Genomic DNA, 348 nt, shown 5'->3' with positions numbered 1-348 from the left:
ACCCTGATTAAAAGTCAGGTGCTCTACCAACTGAGCTAATGGCTCTTAATGGCTGGGGATATAGGATTTGAACCTATGCATGACGGAGTCAAAGTCCGTTGCCTTACCGCTTGGCTAATCCCCATTATGTATTCAACAGGGCGATCGATGGCACTTGCACCCACGAATGCCATAGCCACAATTCGGTACGTTAACCCATTCGTCACGACCACCATGGCAAAAAAACTGGTGGAGGATGATGGATTCGAACCACCGAACCCGTAAGGGAGCAGATTTACAGTCTGATGCGTTTGGCCACTTCGCTAATCCTCCAAAATGGTGCCGGCGAGAGGACTTGAACCCCCAACC

At 50.0% G+C, this 348-nt stretch carries 2 tRNA genes; both read right to left on the bottom strand.

What is annotated here, in order from left to right:
• Positions 1–49: 49 nt before the first annotated feature.
• Positions 50–124: transfer RNA gene (locus ACN6NF_RS02105), tRNA-Gln, on the bottom strand.
• A gap of 102 nt (positions 125–226) precedes the next feature.
• Positions 227–312: transfer RNA gene (locus ACN6NF_RS02100), tRNA-Tyr, on the bottom strand.
• Positions 313–348: the final 36 nt, after the last annotated feature.

The organism is Paenibacillus sp. TSM33 (genome assembly GCF_056099025.1).
Note: the sequence above shows the minus strand (reverse complement) of the source record. Positions and strands in the feature narration are given on the sequence as shown.